We start from the raw sequence: 17,493 nt of genomic DNA, 5'->3' as shown, positions 1-17,493 counted from the left end.
TATTGATCTGAATCGGTGTCCACAGATCCGGCCCACAGCCTGTGGATAAGGGTGGACCGAGAGGAATTCCTGTGGACAAGGAAGCCCCTGCGGTGCTGCTCAGCTCCCCGTCGGCCGGTCGACGTTGTGCCCCTTTTCGGGGAATGGGGCCGCTTTTATCGACCCTCCCGAGGGATCGGATCCGGCCGTCGGCGAAAACTTTTCCATTAGCGGCAATTAGGACATAGCGACACGCAGCGTGATATCGGTGTGATCCCAGGAACACCGGCCCGGTAGCCTGGAGGGGTGATTGACCTTCGGCTGCTCCGTGAAGACCCTGACCGTGTCCGCGCCTCGCAGCGCGCCCGTGGAGAGGACGTCGGGCTCGTCGACGCACTCCTCTCCGCCGATGAGCGCCGCAGGGCCTCCGGCATGCGCTTCGACGAACTGCGCAACGAGCAGAAGACGCTCGGCAAGCTCATCCCCAAGGCCTCCCCGGAGGAGCGGGCGGAGCTGCTGGGCAAGGCCGAACAGCTCAAGCAGGACGTCCGGGCCGCCGAGGCCGAGCAGAACGAGGCCGACGAGGCCGCCAAGCAGCTCCTGCTCCGGCTCGCCAACATCGTCCACAGCGACGTCCCGGTCGGCGGCGAAGAGGACTTCACCGTCCTGGAGACGCACGGCACGATCCGCGACTTCGGCGCCGAGGGCTTCGAGCCCAAGGACCACCTGGAGCTCGGCGAGTCGCTGGGCGCCATCGACGTCGAGCGCGGCGCCAAGGTGTCGGGCTCCCGCTTCTACTACCTCACCGGTGTCGGCGCCCTGCTGGAGCTGGCCCTGGTCAACGCCTCGATCGCGCAGGCCACCGAGGCCGGCTTCATCCCGATGCTCACCCCGGCGCTGGTCCGCCCGCGCGCCATGGAGGGCACTGGCTTCCTCGGCCAGGCCGCGGAGAACGTGTACCACCTGGAGAAGGACGACTACTACCTGGTCGGCACCTCCGAGGTCCCGCTCGCGGCGTACCACATGGACGAGATCATCGACGCCGACAAGCTGCCGCTGCGGTACGCCGGCTTCTCGCCGTGCTTCCGCCGCGAGGCGGGCACGTACGGCAAGGACACGCGCGGCATCTTCCGCGTCCACCAGTTCGACAAGGTCGAGATGTTCTCGTACGTCGCGCCGGAGGAGGCCGAGGCCGAGCACCGCCGTCTCCTCGACTGGGAGAAGCAGTGGCTGACCGGTCTGGAACTGCCGTTCCAGGTCATCGACGTCGCCACCGGCGACCTGGGCGCCTCCGCCTCGCGGAAGTTCGACTGCGAGGCCTGGATCCCGACCCAGGGCAAGTACCGCGAGCTGACCTCCGCCTCGAACTGTGACGGCTTCCAGGCCCGCCGCCTGTCGATCCGCTACCGCGACGGCAAGAAGACCGCCCCGCTGTCCACGCTGAACGGCACCCTGTGCGCCGTCCCGCGCACCATCGTCGCCATCCTGGAGAACCACCAGCAGGCCGACGGTTCGGTGCGGGTGCCCCCGGTGCTGCGTCCGTACCTGGGCGGCCGCGAGGTGCTGGAGCCGATCACCAAGTGAGCCCGGCCCCGTTCCCGTACAAGCTCGTCGCGACGGACCTCGACGGCACGCTGCTGCGTGACGACGGCACCGTCTCGGAACGCACCCGTGAAGCGCTCGCCGCGGCCACCGCGGCGGGCGCGGCGCACATCGTCGTCACCGGCCGGGCCGTGCCCTGGACGCGGCACGTGCTCGACGACCTCGGCTACCGGGGGATCGCCGTGTGCGGGCAGGGCGCGCAGGTCTACGACGCGGGAGCGCACCGGCTGCTGACCTCGGTGACGCTGGACCGGCAGCTGGCCGGCCTCGCGCTGTCGAAGATCGAGGCCGAGGTGGGTCCGCTGGCGCTCGCGGCCAGCCGGGACGGGGTGGACGGCGAGGTGCTGTTCGGGCCGGGCTACCAGGTCCAGGAGGGTCTGCCGGCGCTCTACCTGGAGGACACCGCGGCCGTCTGGACGGCTCCGCTCAACAAGCTGTACATCCAGCATCCCGGGATGGGTGAGGACGAGCTCGTCAGGGTGGCCCGGGCGATCGTCGGCAACCTGGTCGACATCGTGATGGCCGGTCCCGGCATCGTGGAGATTCTGCCGCTGGGCCTGAGCAAGGCCACGGGCCTCTCGCTCGCCGCCCGTCGGCTGGGGGTGAAGGCCGCCGAGACGATCGCCTTCGGCGACATGCCCAACGACATCCCGATGTTCGGCTGGGCCGCGCACGGCGTCGCCATGGCCAACGCCCATGCGGAGCTGAAGACCGTGGCCGACGAGGTGACCACCTCCAACCAGGAGGACGGCATCGCGGTGGTGCTGGAGCGCCTGCTGGGCGCCGCGTAGACAGCAGCGGGCAAGACGTACGAGGGGTCCGGGACGGCCCGCGCCGTAAGGCGCGCTCGAAGTGGCTGTCCCGGACCTTTTGTTGCTCCCCGCACGACTCACTCTGCCGGGGGCCCGGGTCCCGTACCAGCGAATTTCGCCGGGGCCGGGTCAGCGGACCGGCGATGTTTCACGTGAAACGAGGGGGTGTTTCACGTGAAACACCGGCGGGGTGCGGATGCAGGGTGAGCGGCCAGGCGAGCAGGCCGACGGCGAGCGCGATGGCGTGGCCGAGGTCGGTGAAGGTGCCGCCGGTGAAGAGCGGGATCGCGAAGAAGGCGACGGCCCCCGCCAGGTAGAGCCATCGCCAGGGTTCCGGAAGCCGGTAGGTCAGGACGCCGACCGAGGCCGCGATCCCGTAGCTGACTCCGATGTCCACGACGTGGGTCATGCTGTGTGGCGCGCGGTGGTCCTGGATGGCCATGAGGAGGACCTTCTGGCTGACGAGGGTGGCGACGACGTGGGCGGTCGCGACGATCACGAGCCAGCGCAGGGTGCCGAGCCAGCGCTCGACGGTGGCGTGGAACACCTCGAAGAGCACGGTGTAGAGCGCGAGCGAGGACGGGTTCTCGATCCAGAAGGCGCTGCTGATCAGAGCTCTTATCGGGTACCGCACCAGCTGGTGGATGTTGCTGCTGTTGCGGTGGAGCAGGACGTGCTCGACCCGGTCCGGCGCGATCACGACGATCAGGCTGGTCACGGCGATGATCAGGAGCCAGATGTGGGTTCCGGGCGAGGTACGTATCCAGGACCAAATGGGCCTGGACGGCTCCGGCTCGGTGTACACGATCATGCACCGATGATGCCGTGCGCAGCAGTGCCCCGCCCGGCCGATGGGCCGGGCGGGGCACGGGGTCGGGCCGGTGCGGTGGTCTTACTCCTCGCCGGCGATGGTGAGGCGGCGCAGCTTCTGTCCGGCGTAGAAGGTGGCGCCGACGGTGACCACGAGCAGCAGGATCACGGCGGTGGGCAGGCCCACGGTGGCGTCCACGTACCCCTCTCCGGCGACCTTCTCGGCCAGGGCCAGCGCCCACTGCTGGACGCTGAGCGTCTTGGCTCCGGAGACCAGGCTACCGAAGAGGGATTCCCAGATTAGGGCGTAGACCAGGCCGAAGACGACCGCGTGCCGGCTGACGGTGCCCAGCAGCAGGAAGAGCGCGCTGTAGGCGATCGAGGCGACGAGGGCGGCGACGGTGTAGGCGACGGCGATCTGCTGGCCGTTGCCGTTGAGGATGAATCCGGCGATCAGGGTGGGGATGGCCGAGAAGGCCATCGTGACGGCGATCGCCACGGTCAGCTTGGTCAGGATGATCGTCGGACGCTTCACCGGCTTGGAGAGCAGGTAGACGATCGAGCCGTCGTCGATCTCGGGCCCGATGGCTCCGGTGCCGGCGATGACGCCGATCAGCGGGACCATCGTCGCGAGGGCGAAGCCGCCGAGCAGGTCGGCCGCCACCTTGTCGTCCACTCCCGTGAAGGCGCGGACGGCGACGGAGATGACGATCAGCAGGGCGGGCAGCGCGAAGAGGATCATCGCGCGGCGGCGGCCGAGGAGGGCCCGGTAGGTGAGCCGGGCGACGGTGGGGTTGTACATGGTGCCAGCTCCTTCAGGCCGCGACGAGGTAGGAGAAGACCGACTCGAGGGACTCGTCGGAGGGCGAGACCGTCAGCAGCCGGATGCCGTGCGCGCGGGCGACCCGCGGCAGCAGCTCGGTGAAGCGCCCGAAGTCGACGGCCTGGACGCGCAGGGCGCCTTCCTTCACATCGACCTCGATGCCGGCCGTGGACGGGTCGGCGATCAGGGCCGCGGCGAGGGCCCGGTCGTCGGAGGAGCGGATGAGGTAGCGGTGGGGACGGTCCGTCATCAGGCGACGGATCTTGCGGAAGTCACCGGAGGCGGCGTGCCGGCCGGCGACGACCACCTCGATGTGGGAGGCCAGCTGCTCGACCTCCTCCAGGATGTGGGAGGAGAACAGCACGGTGCGGCCCTCGCCGCCCATCCGCCGCAGCAGATCCATCAGCTGCATCCGCTGGCGCGGGTCCATACCGTTGAAGGGTTCGTCGAGGAGCAGCACGGACGGATCGTGGACCAGCGCGGAAGCCATCTTCACGCGCTGGCGCATGCCCTTGGAGTACGTGGAGATCTTGCGGTCCTGCGCGTACTCCATCTCGACGGTGGCGAGCGCCCGCTGGGCGGCCGCGTCGTCGAGCCCGTGGAGCTCGGCGTTGGCGACGACGAACTCACGGCCGGTGAGGAAGTCGTACATCGCCTCCCGCTCGGGGACGACGCCGATGTGCCGGTAGACCTGCTCGTTGCGCCAGATCGGCGTGCCGTCGAGGGTGACCGTCCCCGTGGAGGGGGCGAGGAAGCCGCCCATCATGTTGATGAGGGTGGACTTGCCGGCGCCGTTGGGGCCGAGCAGGCCGGTGACGCCGGGACCGATCCGCATGGTCACGTCGTTGACGGCGACGACGTTCCCGAACCAGCGGGAGGTGTGGTCGATGTCGATGATGGTCACAGACCGGCCTTCCGGTAGCGGGCCATCAGGGCGGCGTACGAGCCGGCGATGAGGCCGAGGACGACGAGCAGGTAGACGACGCCGACGCCGGCGGAGGGGCCCTCGCCACCGGGGAAGGCGGAGGCCGCGCCGAGGAAGGCGGTCTGCACGCCGTCGATCAGGGTGACGGGGGAGAACAGTCCCAGCCACTCGATGGCCCCGGTGTGGCCGGTGCCGAGGGCGACGCCCTGGACCGCCGTGACGGCACCGAACGGGATGAGGAGCAGGCCGATGACGGCGGCGACGCCGAACCCGCGGCGCGGGGTGAGCGCGGCCATCACCAGGCCGAGGCCCGCGAAGAGCAGCGAAAGCAGCAGTACCGACACCAGTCCCTGCCCGAATCCCTTGGTCTGGTCACCGAAGTCGAACTTCGCCAGGAGCGAGCCGATCCACATGATCAGCAGCGGGGTGGCGGTGAGGATGAAGAGGGCCGAGGCCATGGCCGCGTATTTGGCGAGCACGTAGTCGACCCGCTCGATGGGCCGCGAGAAGTACAGCGGCACCGTCTTGAAGCGCAGGTCTCGGGAGACCGACTGGGGTGCCTGGGACGCGAGGTAGAGGCCGATGATCACCTGGGTGGTGAGGGCGTACGTCGTGTACTTGATCGGCAGATCGGTGGAGCCGGGGACGGCGATCGCCACCGCGACGATGATCAGCGCGGGCACGCACATCACCGCGAAGAGGATCATCGGCAGCACTTTGGACTTGGCGGAGCGGCCGAGCCCGTACGCGCCGCGCAGGGACTGCGAGAAGAGCGAGGTGCGGGCGTAGGCGCGGCCGAGGCGCGGGCCGTCGTAGGACCGGTAACCGATGTTGTGGATCTGGGTGGAGGTGTCAGGCGCCATCGGAACCGGCTCCCTTCTGCTGCGTCTGGAACTGCGGGGATGGGGCGGATGGGGCGGGCGGGGCGGCCTGAGCCGGCCGGGCGGCCCGGTCGCGGGCGCGGAAGACCTCCGCGATGTGGTGGCGGCGCTGCTCCATGCGGACCAGGCCGATGCCGAGGTCGGCGACCGTGTCGCGGACGATGTCGTACGTGTCCTCGCCCGCGGCCTCCACCAGGAGGATGTGGCCGGCTCCGGGCAGGCCCTGCTCTTCGCCCACGTGCAGGGTGATGCCCGCCGCGGCCAGGGCCCGGCGCAGGGCGGCGGTGCCGTCCGGGTGCACGTCGGAGTCGGTCACCTCCAGCGCCAGGGTGGTGGTGGTCTGGGTGAAGTCGCTGGTGGAGCTGGAGCGCAGCAGCTTGCCGCCGTCGACGACGACCACGTGGTCGCAGGTCCGCTCCAGCTCTCCGAGGAGGTGGGAGGTGACCAGGACCGAGATGCCGAAGTCGGTGTAGATGCGGCGGATCAGGCCGAGCATCTCGTCGCGGCCGACCGGGTCGAGGCCGTTGGTCGGCTCGTCGAGCAGCACCAGCTGCGGGTCGTGGACGAGCGCCTGGGCCAGCTTGACGCGCTGCTTCATGCCGGTCGAGTAGCCACCGATGGGGCGGTAGCGCTCCTCGTACAGCCCGACGTGGCGCAGCGTGTCGGCTGTCCGCTCGCGGGCGGCGGTCGGCGGCAGCCCGGACATGCGCGCCATGTGGACGACGAACTCCGTGGCGGAGACGTCGGGCGGCAGGCAGTCGTGTTCGGGCATGTAGCCGACGCGCTCACGGATGGCACCGCCGTGCGTGGCAACGTCGAGTCCGAGCACGGCGGCACGGCCCTCGGTGGCGGGGGACAGTCCCAGCAGGATTTTGATCAGCGTGGACTTGCCGGCTCCGTTGGCGCCCACGAGGCCGGTCACTCCGGGCCCGATGTCCAGGGAGAGCCGGTCGAGGGCGGTCACCCGGGGGTACCGCTTGCTCAGGCTTTCGGTCGCGATGACAGTCACGCGGTCGACGTTAGTGCCGCGTGGGGCAGGGGTCGTCAGACCTGGAGCGGGATCCCTTATCCGCCTTGAGGACTACGCGGCCTGCCGGAAGGCTGATTTCGGTCCGGCGTGAACGCGACAACTTTGTCCACAGGTCCGTGCAGGGCCCTTGACGTGATCTCCGGTCATTGTCACATTCATCAGTGTCAAGTTACGGGCGCGTACGGCTACAGGGACGGACGGCTGGCATGGCTGGGCACACCAAGCAACGCACCGCGCACGACCATGGGCGGCTCTCCGCCGAACTGCGCGGCTTCCGGGAGGTCCAGCGTCTCGCGTACGCCTGCGCCGAGGCGGTGGCGGCGCAGCTGCGGCCCGGGGTGACCGAGCGCGAGGCGGCACGGATGCAGCGCGACTGGCTGCGCGAGCGCGGCGTGCGGGACTGGTTCCACCTGCCGTTCGCCTGGTTCGGTGACCGCACCGCCTTCGCGGGCTTCCGGGTGCCGCTCCAGTTCTTCCCGACCGGGCGACGGCTGGAGCCCGGCATGCCGTTCATCCTCGACATGGCCCCCGTCCTGCGGGGTTACTCGGCCGACATCGGATACTCCGGCAGCCTCGGCCTCCACCCGGTGCAGGACCGGCTGATGTCCGACCTGCGGCCGCACCGCGACCTGATCCTGGAGCAGGTCCGCGAACGCCGCCCGCTGCGGGAGATCTACGAGAACGTCGAGCGGCTGATGACCCGCCAGGGGTACGCGAACCGGCACCGGGCCTATCCCTTCGGCGTGATCGCACACAAGATAGACCGGGTCCGGGAGCGGCGCTGGTCCCCGACCGCGTTCGGCTTCGGCACCCAGTCCCTCAAGGGACTGGCCTCGGACGCCCTGCGCGGGCACCGCGAGGGCTGGTCCCCGCTGTGGAGTCCCTACCACTTCTCCGACCACCCGCCGCAGCCCGGCCTGTGGGCGGTGGAACCGCACCTGGGCTTCCGGGGGACCGGCGCGAAGTTCGAGGAGATCCTCGTGGTCACCGACTCCCGGGACCCCTCGGAGAGCGCGTTCTGGCTGGACGACGACCTGCCGCACGTGCGGCGCTGGGCTGAGGAGAAGGCGGCATGAGCGGCATGAGCGGTACGGCACTGGCGGGCGCGCGCGAGCGCCGGGTGAGCACCGGCGGCATCGAACTGTGCGTCGCCGAGCTCGGGGAGACGGACCGGCCGACGGTCGTGCTGGTCCACGGCTATCCGGACACCAAGGAGGTCTGGTCCGAGGTCGCCGAGCGGCTCGCGGCCCGGTTCCATGTCGTCCTCTACGACGTACGCGGCCACGGGCGTTCCTCTGCGCCGCAGCCGCTGCGCGGGGGCTTCACCCTGGAGAAGCTGACCGACGACTTCCTGGCCGTGGCAGACGCGGTCAGTCCGGACCGCCCGGTGCACCTGGTCGGCCACGACTGGGGCTCCGTCCAGGGCTGGGAGTTCGCGACCGTCGCCCGCACCGAGGGCCGGATCGCCTCCTTCACCTCCATGTCCGGTCCCTCGCTGGACCACTTCGGGCACTGGATCAAGAAGCGGATGACGCGGCCCACCCCGCGCCGGGCCGGCCAGCTGCTGAACCAGGCCGCGAAGTCCTGGTACGTCTACATGCTGCACACCCCGGCGCTCCCGGAGCTGGCCTGGCGCGGGCCGCTCGGCAAGCGGTGGCCGAAGCTGGTGCAGCGGGCGGAGAAGTTCCCGGACACCTCCTACCCCACCGCCTCGGTCGGCCAGGACGCGGCGCACGGGGCCTGGCTCTACCGCGACAACGTCCGGCCCCGCATGCGCAGGCCGCGCGCCGACGCGTACGCACACGTACCGGTCCAGCTGATCGTCCCGACCGGGGACGGATTCCTGTCGGAGCGGCTCTACGACGACACCGGGCAGTGGGCCCCGGACCTGGTGCGGCGGACCCTGCCCGCGCGGCACTGGATCCCCCGGACCCGCCCGGACCAGGTCGCGGCGTGGATCGCCGAGTTCGTGACCGCCCGGGAGGAGCCGGCGGCGCGGGCGCCCCGGCAGCAGGCCCCGGGTCGGTACGCCGACCGCTTCGGCGGACAGCTGGTACTGGTCACCGGCGCCGCCAGCGGCATCGGCCGGGCCACCGCCTTCGCGTTCGCCGAGGCCGGGGCCCGCGTCGTCGCGGTGGACCGGGACGCCGAGGGTGCCGCGCGCACGGCCGAGATGGCCCGGCTCGTCGGCGCCCCCGAGGCCTGGGGCGAGTGCGTCGACGTCGGTGACGAGCAGGCGATGGAGAAACTCGCGGCGAAGGTCGCCGCCGAGTACGGGATCGTCGACGTCCTGGTGAACAACGCCGGAATCGGGCTTTCGGGGCCGTTCCTGGAGACGACCGCCGAGGACTGGCGCAAGGTCCTCGACGTCAACCTCTGGGGCGTCATCCACGGCTGCCGGATCTTCGGGAAGCAGATGGCGGAGCGCGGCCAGGGCGGTCACATCGTCAACACCGCCTCCGCCGCCGCCTACCTCCCCTCCAAGACCCTGCCCGCCTACAGCACCTCCAAGGCTGCGGTCCTGATGCTGAGCGAGTGCCTGCGCGCGGAGCTGGCCGGGCGGCAGATCGGCGTCTCGGCGATCTGCCCGGGCATCGTCAACACCAACATCACCGCCACGTCGCGGTTCGCGGGGGTGGACGCGGCCGAGGAGAAGCGCCGCCAGGAGCGTTCCTCGCGGCTGTACGGACTGCGCAACTTCCCGCCGGAGAAGGTCGCCGACGCGATCCTGACGGCCGTGGTGAAGAACCAGGCCGTCGTGCCCGTGACCCCCGAATCAAAGGGCGCCCTGTGGATGTCCCGCCTCGCCCCGGGCACCCTGCGGCGGTTCGCGAAGCTGGAGCCCCGGCTGTGAGCGCGGGGCGGGCGGGGAAGGCGGGTTTCGCGAAGGGTCCGGGTCCGTACCGGATGGGCACGGCCATATCCCGCTTCCTCCGGCGGTCGTACCATCCCTCGCAGGAGGGCTCGCTGCACAAGGCGGTCGAGTACCCGGCGGTGTCATCTGCCGCGCGGGCCGCGGCGGGCGCGGTCGGCCGGACCGCCATGTCGTAGGGAGCCGGGATTGTCCGATCAGGCGGTGGCCGAGTACCGGATCGAGGATCTGGCCCACCACAGCGGGGCGACGGTACGCACGATCCGGGCGTACCAGGACCGCGGTCTGCTGCCGAAGCCGGAGCGCCGCGGCCGGTCCAACGTCTACCGGGACACGCATCTGGCGCGCCTGCGGCAGATCGCCGACCTGCTGGACCGCGGCTACACCCTGGCCTCCATCAAGGAACTGCTGGAGGCCTGGGACGCGGGGCGCGGGCTGGGCGGCGTACTCGGCCTGGTGGCCGAGGTGCACGGGCCGTGGACCGACGAGGAGGCGGCCCGGATCAGCCGGGCCGATCTCAACGAGCGCTTCGGCGGCCGTCCGGACGACGACGCCGTCGACGAGGCGTGCGAGCTGGGGGTGCTGGAGCGGATCGCGGGACGGCCGGACGAGTTCCTGGTGCCGTCCCCGCAGGAGCTGGCGGTCGCGGCCGAGCTGTACGCGGCCGGGGTGCCGCTGTCGGCGATCACCGGGCACCTGCGCGAACTGCGGGGGCAGGTGGAGCACATCGCCTCGCGCTTCCTGGAGTTCACCACGGAGCACGTCTTCGCCCGCTACCTCGGACAGGTGCCGCCCACCGACGCGGACGCGGCGGAGGCGGCGACGATGGTACGCAGACTGCGGCCGCTGGCACAGCAGACGGTGGACGCCGAGCTGGCGCGGGCGATGCGGCTCTTCGCCACCCGGCACCTCCAGCGCCACCTGGGGGCCGCCGCGGGCGCTCAGCCCACGGGGCCCGCGCCGGTGGCGCTGCCGCCCGAGACGGTGCGGGCGGTACAGGAACTGGTGGGGTCCGAGCACGTGGCGGAGTTCGTACGGGCGGCGACGGAGCGGGAGCTGCAAGCCCGGACGATGAACGATCTGGTCAGCAGGGGCGGCCGATAGTGCTCGATCAGTAGTCCACAGGGCGAATCACACGCTTGCCACTGAAATCCACCGAAACAGCTGTGGACAACTCGTCCCCGCCTGTGGGGAACGGGGACCAAACCTCAGACGAGGGCCTCGAAAGAGGGGCCCGTACGCGGGATATCGGCCACGGGAACCTCGACCACCGACGGCTCCGCCCCCGTCGCCGTCGCGCTTTGCCCGCCGGTGCCGGCACCGCCTTCGCGCCCGTAGAGGAGGATGGCCAGGGCCAGCCCGAGGACGCCGCCGAGCAGCTGGGCCGCGACGAAGCCGGGCAGGGACTGCGGGGCGATCCCGGTGAAGGAATCACTGAAGGCGCGTCCCACCGTACCCGCGGGGTTGGCGAAGGAGCCCGAGGAGGTGAACCAGATCGCGGCGGCGATGTACGCGGCGACGGCGGCCGGGACCAGCCGCGACCGGCCGATGCGGCCCAGCCCCTGGATGACCAGGACCAGTCCGGCGGTCGCGACGATCTCGCCGATCAGCAGGTGCCCGCCGTCGCGGACCTGGGTGGAGAAGCCGCCGGAGCTGCGGCCGAACATCGTCTCCGCGAGGACGGCCCCCGCGATGGCCCCGGCGGTCTGGGCGGTGGTGTAGGCGAGGGCCTCCCGGGCGCCGAGCCCCTCGCCGCCGGAACGTCGGGCCCACCACGCGGTGAGGGTGACGACCGGGTTGAGATGGGCCCCGGACAACGGCCCGAAGAGGGTGATGATCAGCCCGAGGCCGATGGCGGAGGCGAGCGAGTTGGCCACGAGGGCCACGCCCGTGTCGTCGCTGAGGGACGCGGCCTGGATGCCGGAGCCGATCACCACCACGAGCAGGCTTGCCGTGCCGACGAGTTCGGCAGCCACGCGGCGTGGCAGTGAAGCCTTCATTGTCACGGTTTCCCCCTCTGGGCAGCGGTTTCGCGGAAAATGTATTCCGTATCTTGGAAACGCGATAGAGGGAGTGCATGGCCGCCGGGCGGCCGAAATCCGCTGTCCTCACCCCGCCTGGCCCGGCAGGCTGGGGCCATGGACGACAGACGCGCCGTGAAGGTCTCCAAGTACGTCTCGAAACACCTGCGGCACCAGCCGGAACGCATCGGCCTGGTGCTCGATGCCCGGGGATGGACGGAGATCGACGACCTCCTGCGCGCCGCGGCCGCCCACGGGTTCCCCTTCAGCCGTGCCGAACTCGACCGCGTGGTCGCCGCCAACGACAAGCAGCGGTTCGCCGTGGAGGGCACCCGGATCAGGGCCAGCCAGGGCCACACGGTGGCCGTGGACCTGGACCTGCCGGAGGCCGAGCCGCCCGTCTACCTCTACCACGGCACCGTCGCCACCGCCCTGGACGCCATCCGCGCCGAAGGCCTGCGTCCGATGGCCCGCCACCACGTGCACCTGTCGCCCGACCGCGAGACGGCGACCCGGGTGGGCGCGCGCAGGGGCCGGCCGGTGGTTCTGGCGGTGGACGCGGGCGCGATGCGCGCGGCCGGGCACGTGTTCCGGGTCAGCGCGAACGGGGTGTGGCTCGCCGACTCCGTGCCACCGCGTTTCCTGCGTTTCCGGTAAGCCCGTACGAGAGGAATTCATGGGAGGACCGTCGGATCATCCCCCTACTCTGTTCTCGTTCCGGGATCAGTGAGGGGGGAACCTCGCGATCACCGACCACCCCTGTGACCACGCGAGGTGACACCCCATGACGTCCCTTTCCCCGGCCGACCCCACAGCGGGCTCCACAGCCGACCCCACAGCCGGCTCCACACCTGGCTCCCCGGCCGATCCCGCCGAGGTCAACAACTTCCAGGTCGACCTGCGCGGCCTCGTCGACCTGCTCTCCCACCACCTCTACTCCAGCCCGCGCGTCTACGTACGCGAACTGCTGCAGAACGCCGTCGACGCCGTCACCGCCCGCCATGCCCACGAGCCCGGCGCCCAGGTCCGCATCCGCCTGTCCGCCACCGCCGGCCGCGTCACCATCGAGGACTCGGGCATCGGCCTGACGGCTGCCGAGGCCCACTCCCTCCTCGCCACCATCGGCCGCAGCTCCAAGCGCGGTGGACAGCACGGTCTGGAGACCACCCGCCAGGAGTTCCTCGGCCAGTTCGGCATCGGCCTGCTCGCCTGCTTCGTCGTCGCCCGGCAGATCCGGGTCGTCACCCGCTCCGCCCGCGACCCGCAGGCCGCGCCCGTGGAATGGCTCGCCACCGACGACGGCTCGTACACCGTGCGCGAACTGCCCCCCGAGGCCCGCACCGAACCCGGCACCACCGTCCACCTGGAGGCCCGTCCGGGCGCCGAGGAGTGGACCGAGCCCGCCCGGGTCGAACGGCTCGCCCGCGACTACGGCTCCCTGCTGCCGTACGACATCACCTTCGACGACGGCCTCGGCGGGGCCCCGCGCCCCGTCACCGACCGGCCCGCCGTGTGGGACCGGCCCCACCCCACCCCGGCCGCCCGCCGCGTCGCGCTCGCCGGCCACTGCGCCGGCCTCTTCGGCTTCACCCCGCTCGACAGCATCGACCTCGACCTGCCGGTCGCCGGCGTGCGCGGAGTCGCGTACGTCCTGCCCGAACCGACCAGCCCCGCCCACCGGGCCGGACACCGCGTCCACCTCAAGGGCATGCTGCTCACCGACCAGGCCGACAACCTGCTGCCCGACTGGGCCTTCTTCGTCCGCGCCGTCCTCGACACCGACACCCTGCGGCCCACGGCCTCCCGCGAGAACCTCTACGACGACGAAACCCTGGCCGCCGTCCGCGAAGCCCTCGGCGCCCGCATCCGCGACTGGCTGGCCCAGCTCGCGGCCGGCGAACCCGAGCGGCTGGCCGTGTTCCTGAGCGTCCACCACCTCGGCGTGAAGTCCCTCGCCCGGCATGACGCCGAGCTGCTCGCGCTGATGCTGCCCTGGCTGCCGTTCGAGACCAGCGACGGCTCGATGAGCCTGGAGGAGTTCGCGGCCGCCCACACCGACATCCACTTCACGCGCACCGTCGAGGAGTTCCGCCAGATCGCCCCGATCGCGGCGGCCCACGGCCTCGGCGTCATCAACGCCGGGTACACCTACGACGCCGACTTGCTGGGCCTGCTGCCCTCCGTACGCCCCGACCTCAAGATCACGGAGCTGGACGCCGGAGCCGTCACCGAGCGCCTCGACCCGGTACCCACCGACGTCGAACTGGCCCTCGCCTCCTTCCTGTCGACCGCCCGCACCCGCCTTGAGCCCCAGAGCTGCGACGTCGTGCTGCGCGCCTTCCAGCCCGTGGCCGTCCCCGCCCTCTACCTCGACGACCGCCAGGCCCGCCAGGAACGCGACCGGACCGCCGCGCTGGAGGGCGCCGACTCCCTGTGGAGCGGCATCCTCGGCTCGTTGCGCGGCTCCGGACCGCGCGCCCGCCTGGTCCTCAACCACAACAACCCGCTGATCCGGCGGATCGCGGGACTCCCCGACCCCGCCCTGACCGGCACGGCGATCGAATCGCTCTACGGGCAGGCGCTGCTGATGTCCCAGCGGCCGCTGCGTCCGGCGGACTCCACCCTGCTCAACCGGGCCTTCCTCGGGCTCCTGGAATGGGCGACCCACTCCCACCCGGCCCGGGAGGGCGACCAGTGAGCACCCTGACCAACGAAGAGATCCGCCACGCCCTCCACGAGAACCTCCAGCTCCCCTACGGTGCGGCCCGCAACGCACGGGCCGAGGCCCTCACGGCGGCCGCCGAGGTCAGCGGCGACCCCGCGCTGTTCCGGCGGGCCCTGATCGGCCAGATCGACGCCTACGAGTACAGCGCCGAACGCACCCGCATGGTGGTCCCGTTCGCCCGCCTGCTCCAGGAGTACGACCGCGACCCGGCCTCCTTCGGCGGCTCCGACGCCAGTGCCCTGTTCTGGCGCTTCAAATGGGTCGCGGGCCGGATCGTCGAATCCCCCGAGATCCCCGTCGAGACCGTCACCCACTGGCTCGATGACATGGAACGCCGTTACCGCATCGCCGGCTACAGCGAACGCGCCGTGCGCCAGTGCGAGTTCTACCTGGCCCACGCCGTCGGCGACCGCGAGCGGGCCGCACGGGCCGTCGAGCGCTGGCGGGCCGCCGACCGCGACGCGATGAGCGACTGCCACGCCTGCGAGACCCACACCCAGGGCTGGTTCTGGTCGGACCGGGGCGAGGACGCCAAGGCGATCGAGATCTGGCAGCCCGTCCTGGCCGGCGACCAGACCTGCATGGAGGAGCCGCACCGGGTCCTCGCCCGCTCCCTGCTCCCCCTCGTCCGTCTCGGCCGCACCACCGAGGCCCGCTCCCACCACCTGCGCGGCTACCGCCTGGCGCGGGGCAAGGAGAGCCTGCTGCGCTCCATCGGCGAGCACATCGAGTTCTGCGCCCTGACCGGCAACGAGGCCCGCGGCCTGGAGATCCTCTCCGAGCACGCGGCGCTCCTCGGCGCGCTCACGGACGCCGACACGCGGCGGGAGTTCTTCGGCGGGGTCCTCGTCCTGCTGACCCGGCTGCGGCGGCTCGGCCACGGTGCGGACCCCTGCGTGCCGTACGAGGGCGCCCCGCGCACCGTCGACGAGCTGTACGGGACCCTCCTCGGCCAGGCCTTCGACGTCGCCGCGCGCTTCGACGCCCGCAACGGCACCAGCCGGGTCTCGGACGAGCTGCGCGAGCGGATCGAACGGGAGCCGCTCGCCGAAGCCCTCCCGCTGGGCGTACGCAGCACCGCGCTGCCGCGACCGGCCGCCGCCACGGCGCCCGTCCCAGCCCCGGCACGGCCGGCCGCCCCCACCGCCGACCTCTCCGAGCTGGTGGAACGCGCCCGCGCCGCGCGCGACGCGGGCCACCCGAAGGCGGAGGCCCTGTGGGCCGAGATCGCCGTACGGACCTCCGCGCTGCCGGCGTCGGAGGTGGATCCGCTCGTCGCCGCCGACGTGGCCGACCAGCAGGCCCTGACGGCCGCGCGGGCGGGCGCCGCGGACGGTGCGCGGCTGCTGGCCGACGTCCGGGACCGGTACCGGGCACTCGGCCGGGCGGAGCGCGCGGCCCTGGCGGAACTGCGGCTGGCCTCGGCGGCCGCCCAGGCCGGGGCGGAGCCGGCGCGGATCCGGGAACTGCTGGCGGCCGGGCTGCGTGCCGCCGAGGCGCTGGACGTGGCCGAACCGCTGCGGCCGCGCCGGATCGCGCTCGCGGAGCTGTCCGCGATCCGCCTGGAGCCGTACCTCCGCTCGGTCGAGGCGGCGAAGGCCCAGGGCGACGGGGAGCACCATCACGACCACGCGGAGGAGCACGCGGAGGAGCACGCCCACGAGGTGCTGGTGGCCGAGCTCACCGCCTTCGTCGCGTCCTATGCGCAGAGCCTCCCGGACCTGGCCGCCGAAGCCGAGGAGATGCTGGGCCGGCTGGCCCTCTCCCACGGAGACACCGACCGGGCCCTCGCCCTGCTGACGGCTTCCGCGGCCGGCGCGGTCACGGCGGGCCGGCCCTGGCTCGCGGTGGACCCCCTCGTCCTGCGGGCGGGGGTGCTGATGTCCCTGACGCGGCCGGAGGAGGCCGAGGATGCGGCGCGGTCCGCCTTGGCCCACGCCGCGGAGGTGACCGACGCCGAGCAGCAGGCCGTCGTACGGATCACCCTGGCGGACGTCCTGCTGCGCCGGAACGCGGCGGAGGAAGCCGCCGAGCACGCCCTGACGGCGGCCCACTGGTACGACCAGGCCGGCCTGACCGCCGACGGCGGGGCCCAGGCCCGGCTGCTGCTGGCCCGGGCCCATGCCCGGGAGGGCCGGACCGCCGATGCGGCGGAGGTGCTCCAGTCCACGCTGCCCGACCTGCTGGAACACGGGGAGGGGCAGGCCGTCTCGGCCCGGGACCTGCTGGGCAACCTGCTGCGGGAGCTGCGCGAGACGCGGGCGGCGGCGGAGCAGTTCCTGCTGGCGGCGGAACTGGTCAAGGACTGGGAGGACCCGCGTCCACAGGCCTCCTTCGCCCAGGCCGCCGCCGACTGCCTGTCCGACGCGGGACTGGACGAGGAAGCCGTCGCCGCCTATGAGCGCGCCCTGGAACTGCACCGGCTGACGGGGGAGGCCGTGGTCTCCGAAGTCCGGATCCTGCGCTCGCTGGCCTGGCTGGGGCTGCGCGAGGAGATCACCGACACGACGGCCACGGCCGCCCGGACCCGGATGGACGAGGCGGCCCGCGTACTGGAAGCCGCCCTGGCCGCCGACCCGGGGGATCCGGAGCTGCGCGCCGAGCTGGCACAGACCTGGCACCAGCTGGCGCAGGTACTGGACCAGTGGGTCAACACCGAACTCCCCGAGGAGGGGAGCGACGCCCCGGCCGGGGGCTCGCTGGGCGAGGCCGGGATCGAGGCGCTGCGGCTGGAGGAGGTGCTGCTGTGGGAGCGGGCGGGCGCGCTCTACGCCGAACTCGGGCCGGAGCACCTTCAGGACCGTTTCTCGTGCCTGAACAACGCCGCCTGGACCGAGCAGGAGCTGGGCCGCCCGGAGGCGGGCGCCGCCCGGATGTCCGCTCTGATCGCGGAGGTCGAGGCGCTGCCCGAGGGCACGGCGCCCGAGTGGCTGCTGCCGCAGGCGCGCCGGACCGTCACGAACCTGACCCCTGATGGCGTGACGGCCTGAGCGCCCGTCGCCCGGCGGTCTGA

The 17,493-nt window shown here is 71.9% G+C and carries 14 protein-coding genes; 8 read left to right on the top strand and 6 right to left on the bottom strand.

Going from position 1 to position 17,493, the window contains the following annotated elements:
* The first annotated feature begins 285 nt into the window (after positions 1-285).
* Both serS and ACZ6ZT_RS20185 read left to right on the top strand, forming a co-directional pair.
* Positions 286-1,563 carry a serine--tRNA ligase gene (gene serS / locus ACZ6ZT_RS20190; protein WP_469720871.1) on the top strand — a complete coding sequence of 426 codons (1,278 nt, stop codon included), beginning with the start codon at positions 286-288 and terminating at the stop codon, positions 1,561-1,563.
* Positions 1,560-2,372: an HAD family hydrolase gene (locus ACZ6ZT_RS20185; protein ID WP_469720869.1), complete on the top strand. Its 813-nt coding sequence runs from the start codon at positions 1,560-1,562 to the stop codon at positions 2,370-2,372. The genes serS and ACZ6ZT_RS20185 overlap by 4 nt, the downstream gene beginning before the upstream one ends.
* 169 nt (positions 2,373-2,541) lie before the next feature.
* On the opposite strand, the gene ACZ6ZT_RS20180 is transcribed toward ACZ6ZT_RS20185, so the two are convergent.
* From ACZ6ZT_RS20180 to ACZ6ZT_RS20160, 5 genes are all read right to left on the bottom strand, one after another.
* The gene (locus ACZ6ZT_RS20180) at positions 2,542-3,204 is read right to left on the bottom strand and encodes a rhomboid-like protein (protein WP_469720867.1); all 663 of its coding nucleotides are present in this window, start codon (positions 3,202-3,204) and stop codon (positions 2,542-2,544) included.
* An 81-nt stretch (positions 3,205-3,285) separates the two neighbouring features.
* Positions 3,286-4,005: an ABC transporter permease gene (locus ACZ6ZT_RS20175; RefSeq protein WP_469720865.1), complete on the bottom strand. Its 720-nt coding sequence runs from the start codon at positions 4,003-4,005 to the stop codon at positions 3,286-3,288.
* A gap of 13 nt (positions 4,006-4,018) precedes the next feature.
* Entirely contained in the window at positions 4,019-4,930 is a 912-nt protein-coding gene (locus tag ACZ6ZT_RS20170) for an ABC transporter ATP-binding protein (protein WP_469720863.1), read from the bottom strand.
* Positions 4,927-5,814 carry an ABC transporter permease subunit gene (locus tag ACZ6ZT_RS20165; RefSeq protein ID WP_469720862.1) on the bottom strand — a complete coding sequence of 296 codons (888 nt, stop codon included), beginning with the start codon at positions 5,812-5,814 and terminating at the stop codon, positions 4,927-4,929. Before ACZ6ZT_RS20165 ends, ACZ6ZT_RS20170 begins: the two co-directional genes overlap by 4 nt.
* Entirely contained in the window at positions 5,804-6,841 is a 1,038-nt protein-coding gene (locus ACZ6ZT_RS20160; protein ID WP_469720860.1) for an ABC transporter ATP-binding protein, read from the bottom strand. Before ACZ6ZT_RS20160 ends, ACZ6ZT_RS20165 begins: the two co-directional genes overlap by 11 nt.
* Before the next feature lie 227 nt (positions 6,842-7,068).
* On the opposite strand from ACZ6ZT_RS20160, the gene ACZ6ZT_RS20155 reads away from it, so the two are divergent.
* The 3 genes from ACZ6ZT_RS20155 to ACZ6ZT_RS20145 all read left to right on the top strand — a co-directional run bounded on the left by ACZ6ZT_RS20155 (position 7,069) and on the right by ACZ6ZT_RS20145 (position 10,838).
* Positions 7,069-7,938: a M24 family metallopeptidase gene (locus ACZ6ZT_RS20155; protein ID WP_469720859.1), complete on the top strand. Its 870-nt coding sequence runs from the start codon at positions 7,069-7,071 to the stop codon at positions 7,936-7,938.
* A gap of 5 nt (positions 7,939-7,943) precedes the next feature.
* On the top strand, positions 7,944-9,716 hold the full coding sequence (locus ACZ6ZT_RS20150; RefSeq protein ID WP_469721041.1) for an SDR family oxidoreductase: 1,773 nt from the start codon (positions 7,944-7,946) through the stop codon (positions 9,714-9,716).
* Between the two features lie 207 nt (positions 9,717-9,923).
* On the top strand, positions 9,924-10,838 hold the full coding sequence (locus ACZ6ZT_RS20145) for a MerR family transcriptional regulator (protein ID WP_469720857.1): 915 nt from the start codon (positions 9,924-9,926) through the stop codon (positions 10,836-10,838).
* A 104-nt stretch (positions 10,839-10,942) separates the two neighbouring features.
* Here ACZ6ZT_RS20145 and ACZ6ZT_RS20140 read toward each other — a convergent pair whose 3' ends face one another.
* Positions 10,943-11,734, bottom strand: coding sequence for an aquaporin (locus tag ACZ6ZT_RS20140; protein ID WP_469720855.1), 792 nt, complete (start codon positions 11,732-11,734; stop codon positions 10,943-10,945).
* A 138-nt stretch (positions 11,735-11,872) separates the two neighbouring features.
* On the opposite strand from ACZ6ZT_RS20140, the gene ACZ6ZT_RS20135 reads away from it, so the two are divergent.
* From ACZ6ZT_RS20135 to ACZ6ZT_RS20125, 3 genes are all read left to right on the top strand, one after another.
* Positions 11,873-12,412, top strand: a complete 540-nt coding sequence (locus ACZ6ZT_RS20135) for an RNA 2'-phosphotransferase (RefSeq protein ID WP_469720854.1) — start codon at positions 11,873-11,875, stop codon at positions 12,410-12,412.
* A gap of 127 nt (positions 12,413-12,539) precedes the next feature.
* A complete protein-coding gene (locus ACZ6ZT_RS20130; protein ID WP_469720852.1) occupies positions 12,540-14,453 on the top strand; it encodes an HSP90 family protein in 1,914 nt (637 codons plus the stop codon).
* A complete protein-coding gene (locus ACZ6ZT_RS20125) occupies positions 14,450-17,470 on the top strand; it encodes a tetratricopeptide repeat protein (RefSeq protein ID WP_469720850.1) in 3,021 nt (1,006 codons plus the stop codon). Before ACZ6ZT_RS20130 ends, ACZ6ZT_RS20125 begins: the two co-directional genes overlap by 4 nt.
* The last annotated feature ends 23 nt before the right edge of the window (positions 17,471-17,493 follow it).

It is taken from the genome of Streptomyces sp. NPDC102258, assembly GCF_055584685.1.
The sequence above is the reverse complement of the archived record's forward strand: the minus strand, read 5'-3'. Positions and strand labels throughout refer to the sequence as shown.

What these genes read in the sequence shown, in the direction of transcription:
- ACZ6ZT_RS20180 (WP_469720867.1), bottom strand. Translation starts at nt 3,204, where the DNA reads ATGATCGTGTACACCGAGCCGGAGCCGTCCAGGCCCATTTGGTCCTGG.
- ACZ6ZT_RS20175 (WP_469720865.1), bottom strand. Translation starts at nt 4,005, where the DNA reads ATGTACAACCCCACCGTCGCCCGGCTCACCTACCGGGCCCTCCTCGGC.
- ACZ6ZT_RS20165 (WP_469720862.1), bottom strand. Translation starts at nt 5,814, where the DNA reads ATGGCGCCTGACACCTCCACCCAGATCCACAACATCGGTTACCGGTCC.
- ACZ6ZT_RS20155 (WP_469720859.1), top strand. Translation starts at nt 7,069, where the DNA reads ATGGCTGGGCACACCAAGCAACGCACCGCGCACGACCATGGGCGGCTC.
- ACZ6ZT_RS20150 (WP_469721041.1), top strand. Translation starts at nt 7,944, where the DNA reads ATGAGCGGTACGGCACTGGCGGGCGCGCGCGAGCGCCGGGTGAGCACC.
- ACZ6ZT_RS20140 (WP_469720855.1), bottom strand. Translation starts at nt 11,734, where the DNA reads ATGAAGGCTTCACTGCCACGCCGCGTGGCTGCCGAACTCGTCGGCACG.
- ACZ6ZT_RS20135 (WP_469720854.1), top strand. Translation starts at nt 11,873, where the DNA reads ATGGACGACAGACGCGCCGTGAAGGTCTCCAAGTACGTCTCGAAACAC.
- ACZ6ZT_RS20130 (WP_469720852.1), top strand. Translation starts at nt 12,540, where the DNA reads ATGACGTCCCTTTCCCCGGCCGACCCCACAGCGGGCTCCACAGCCGAC.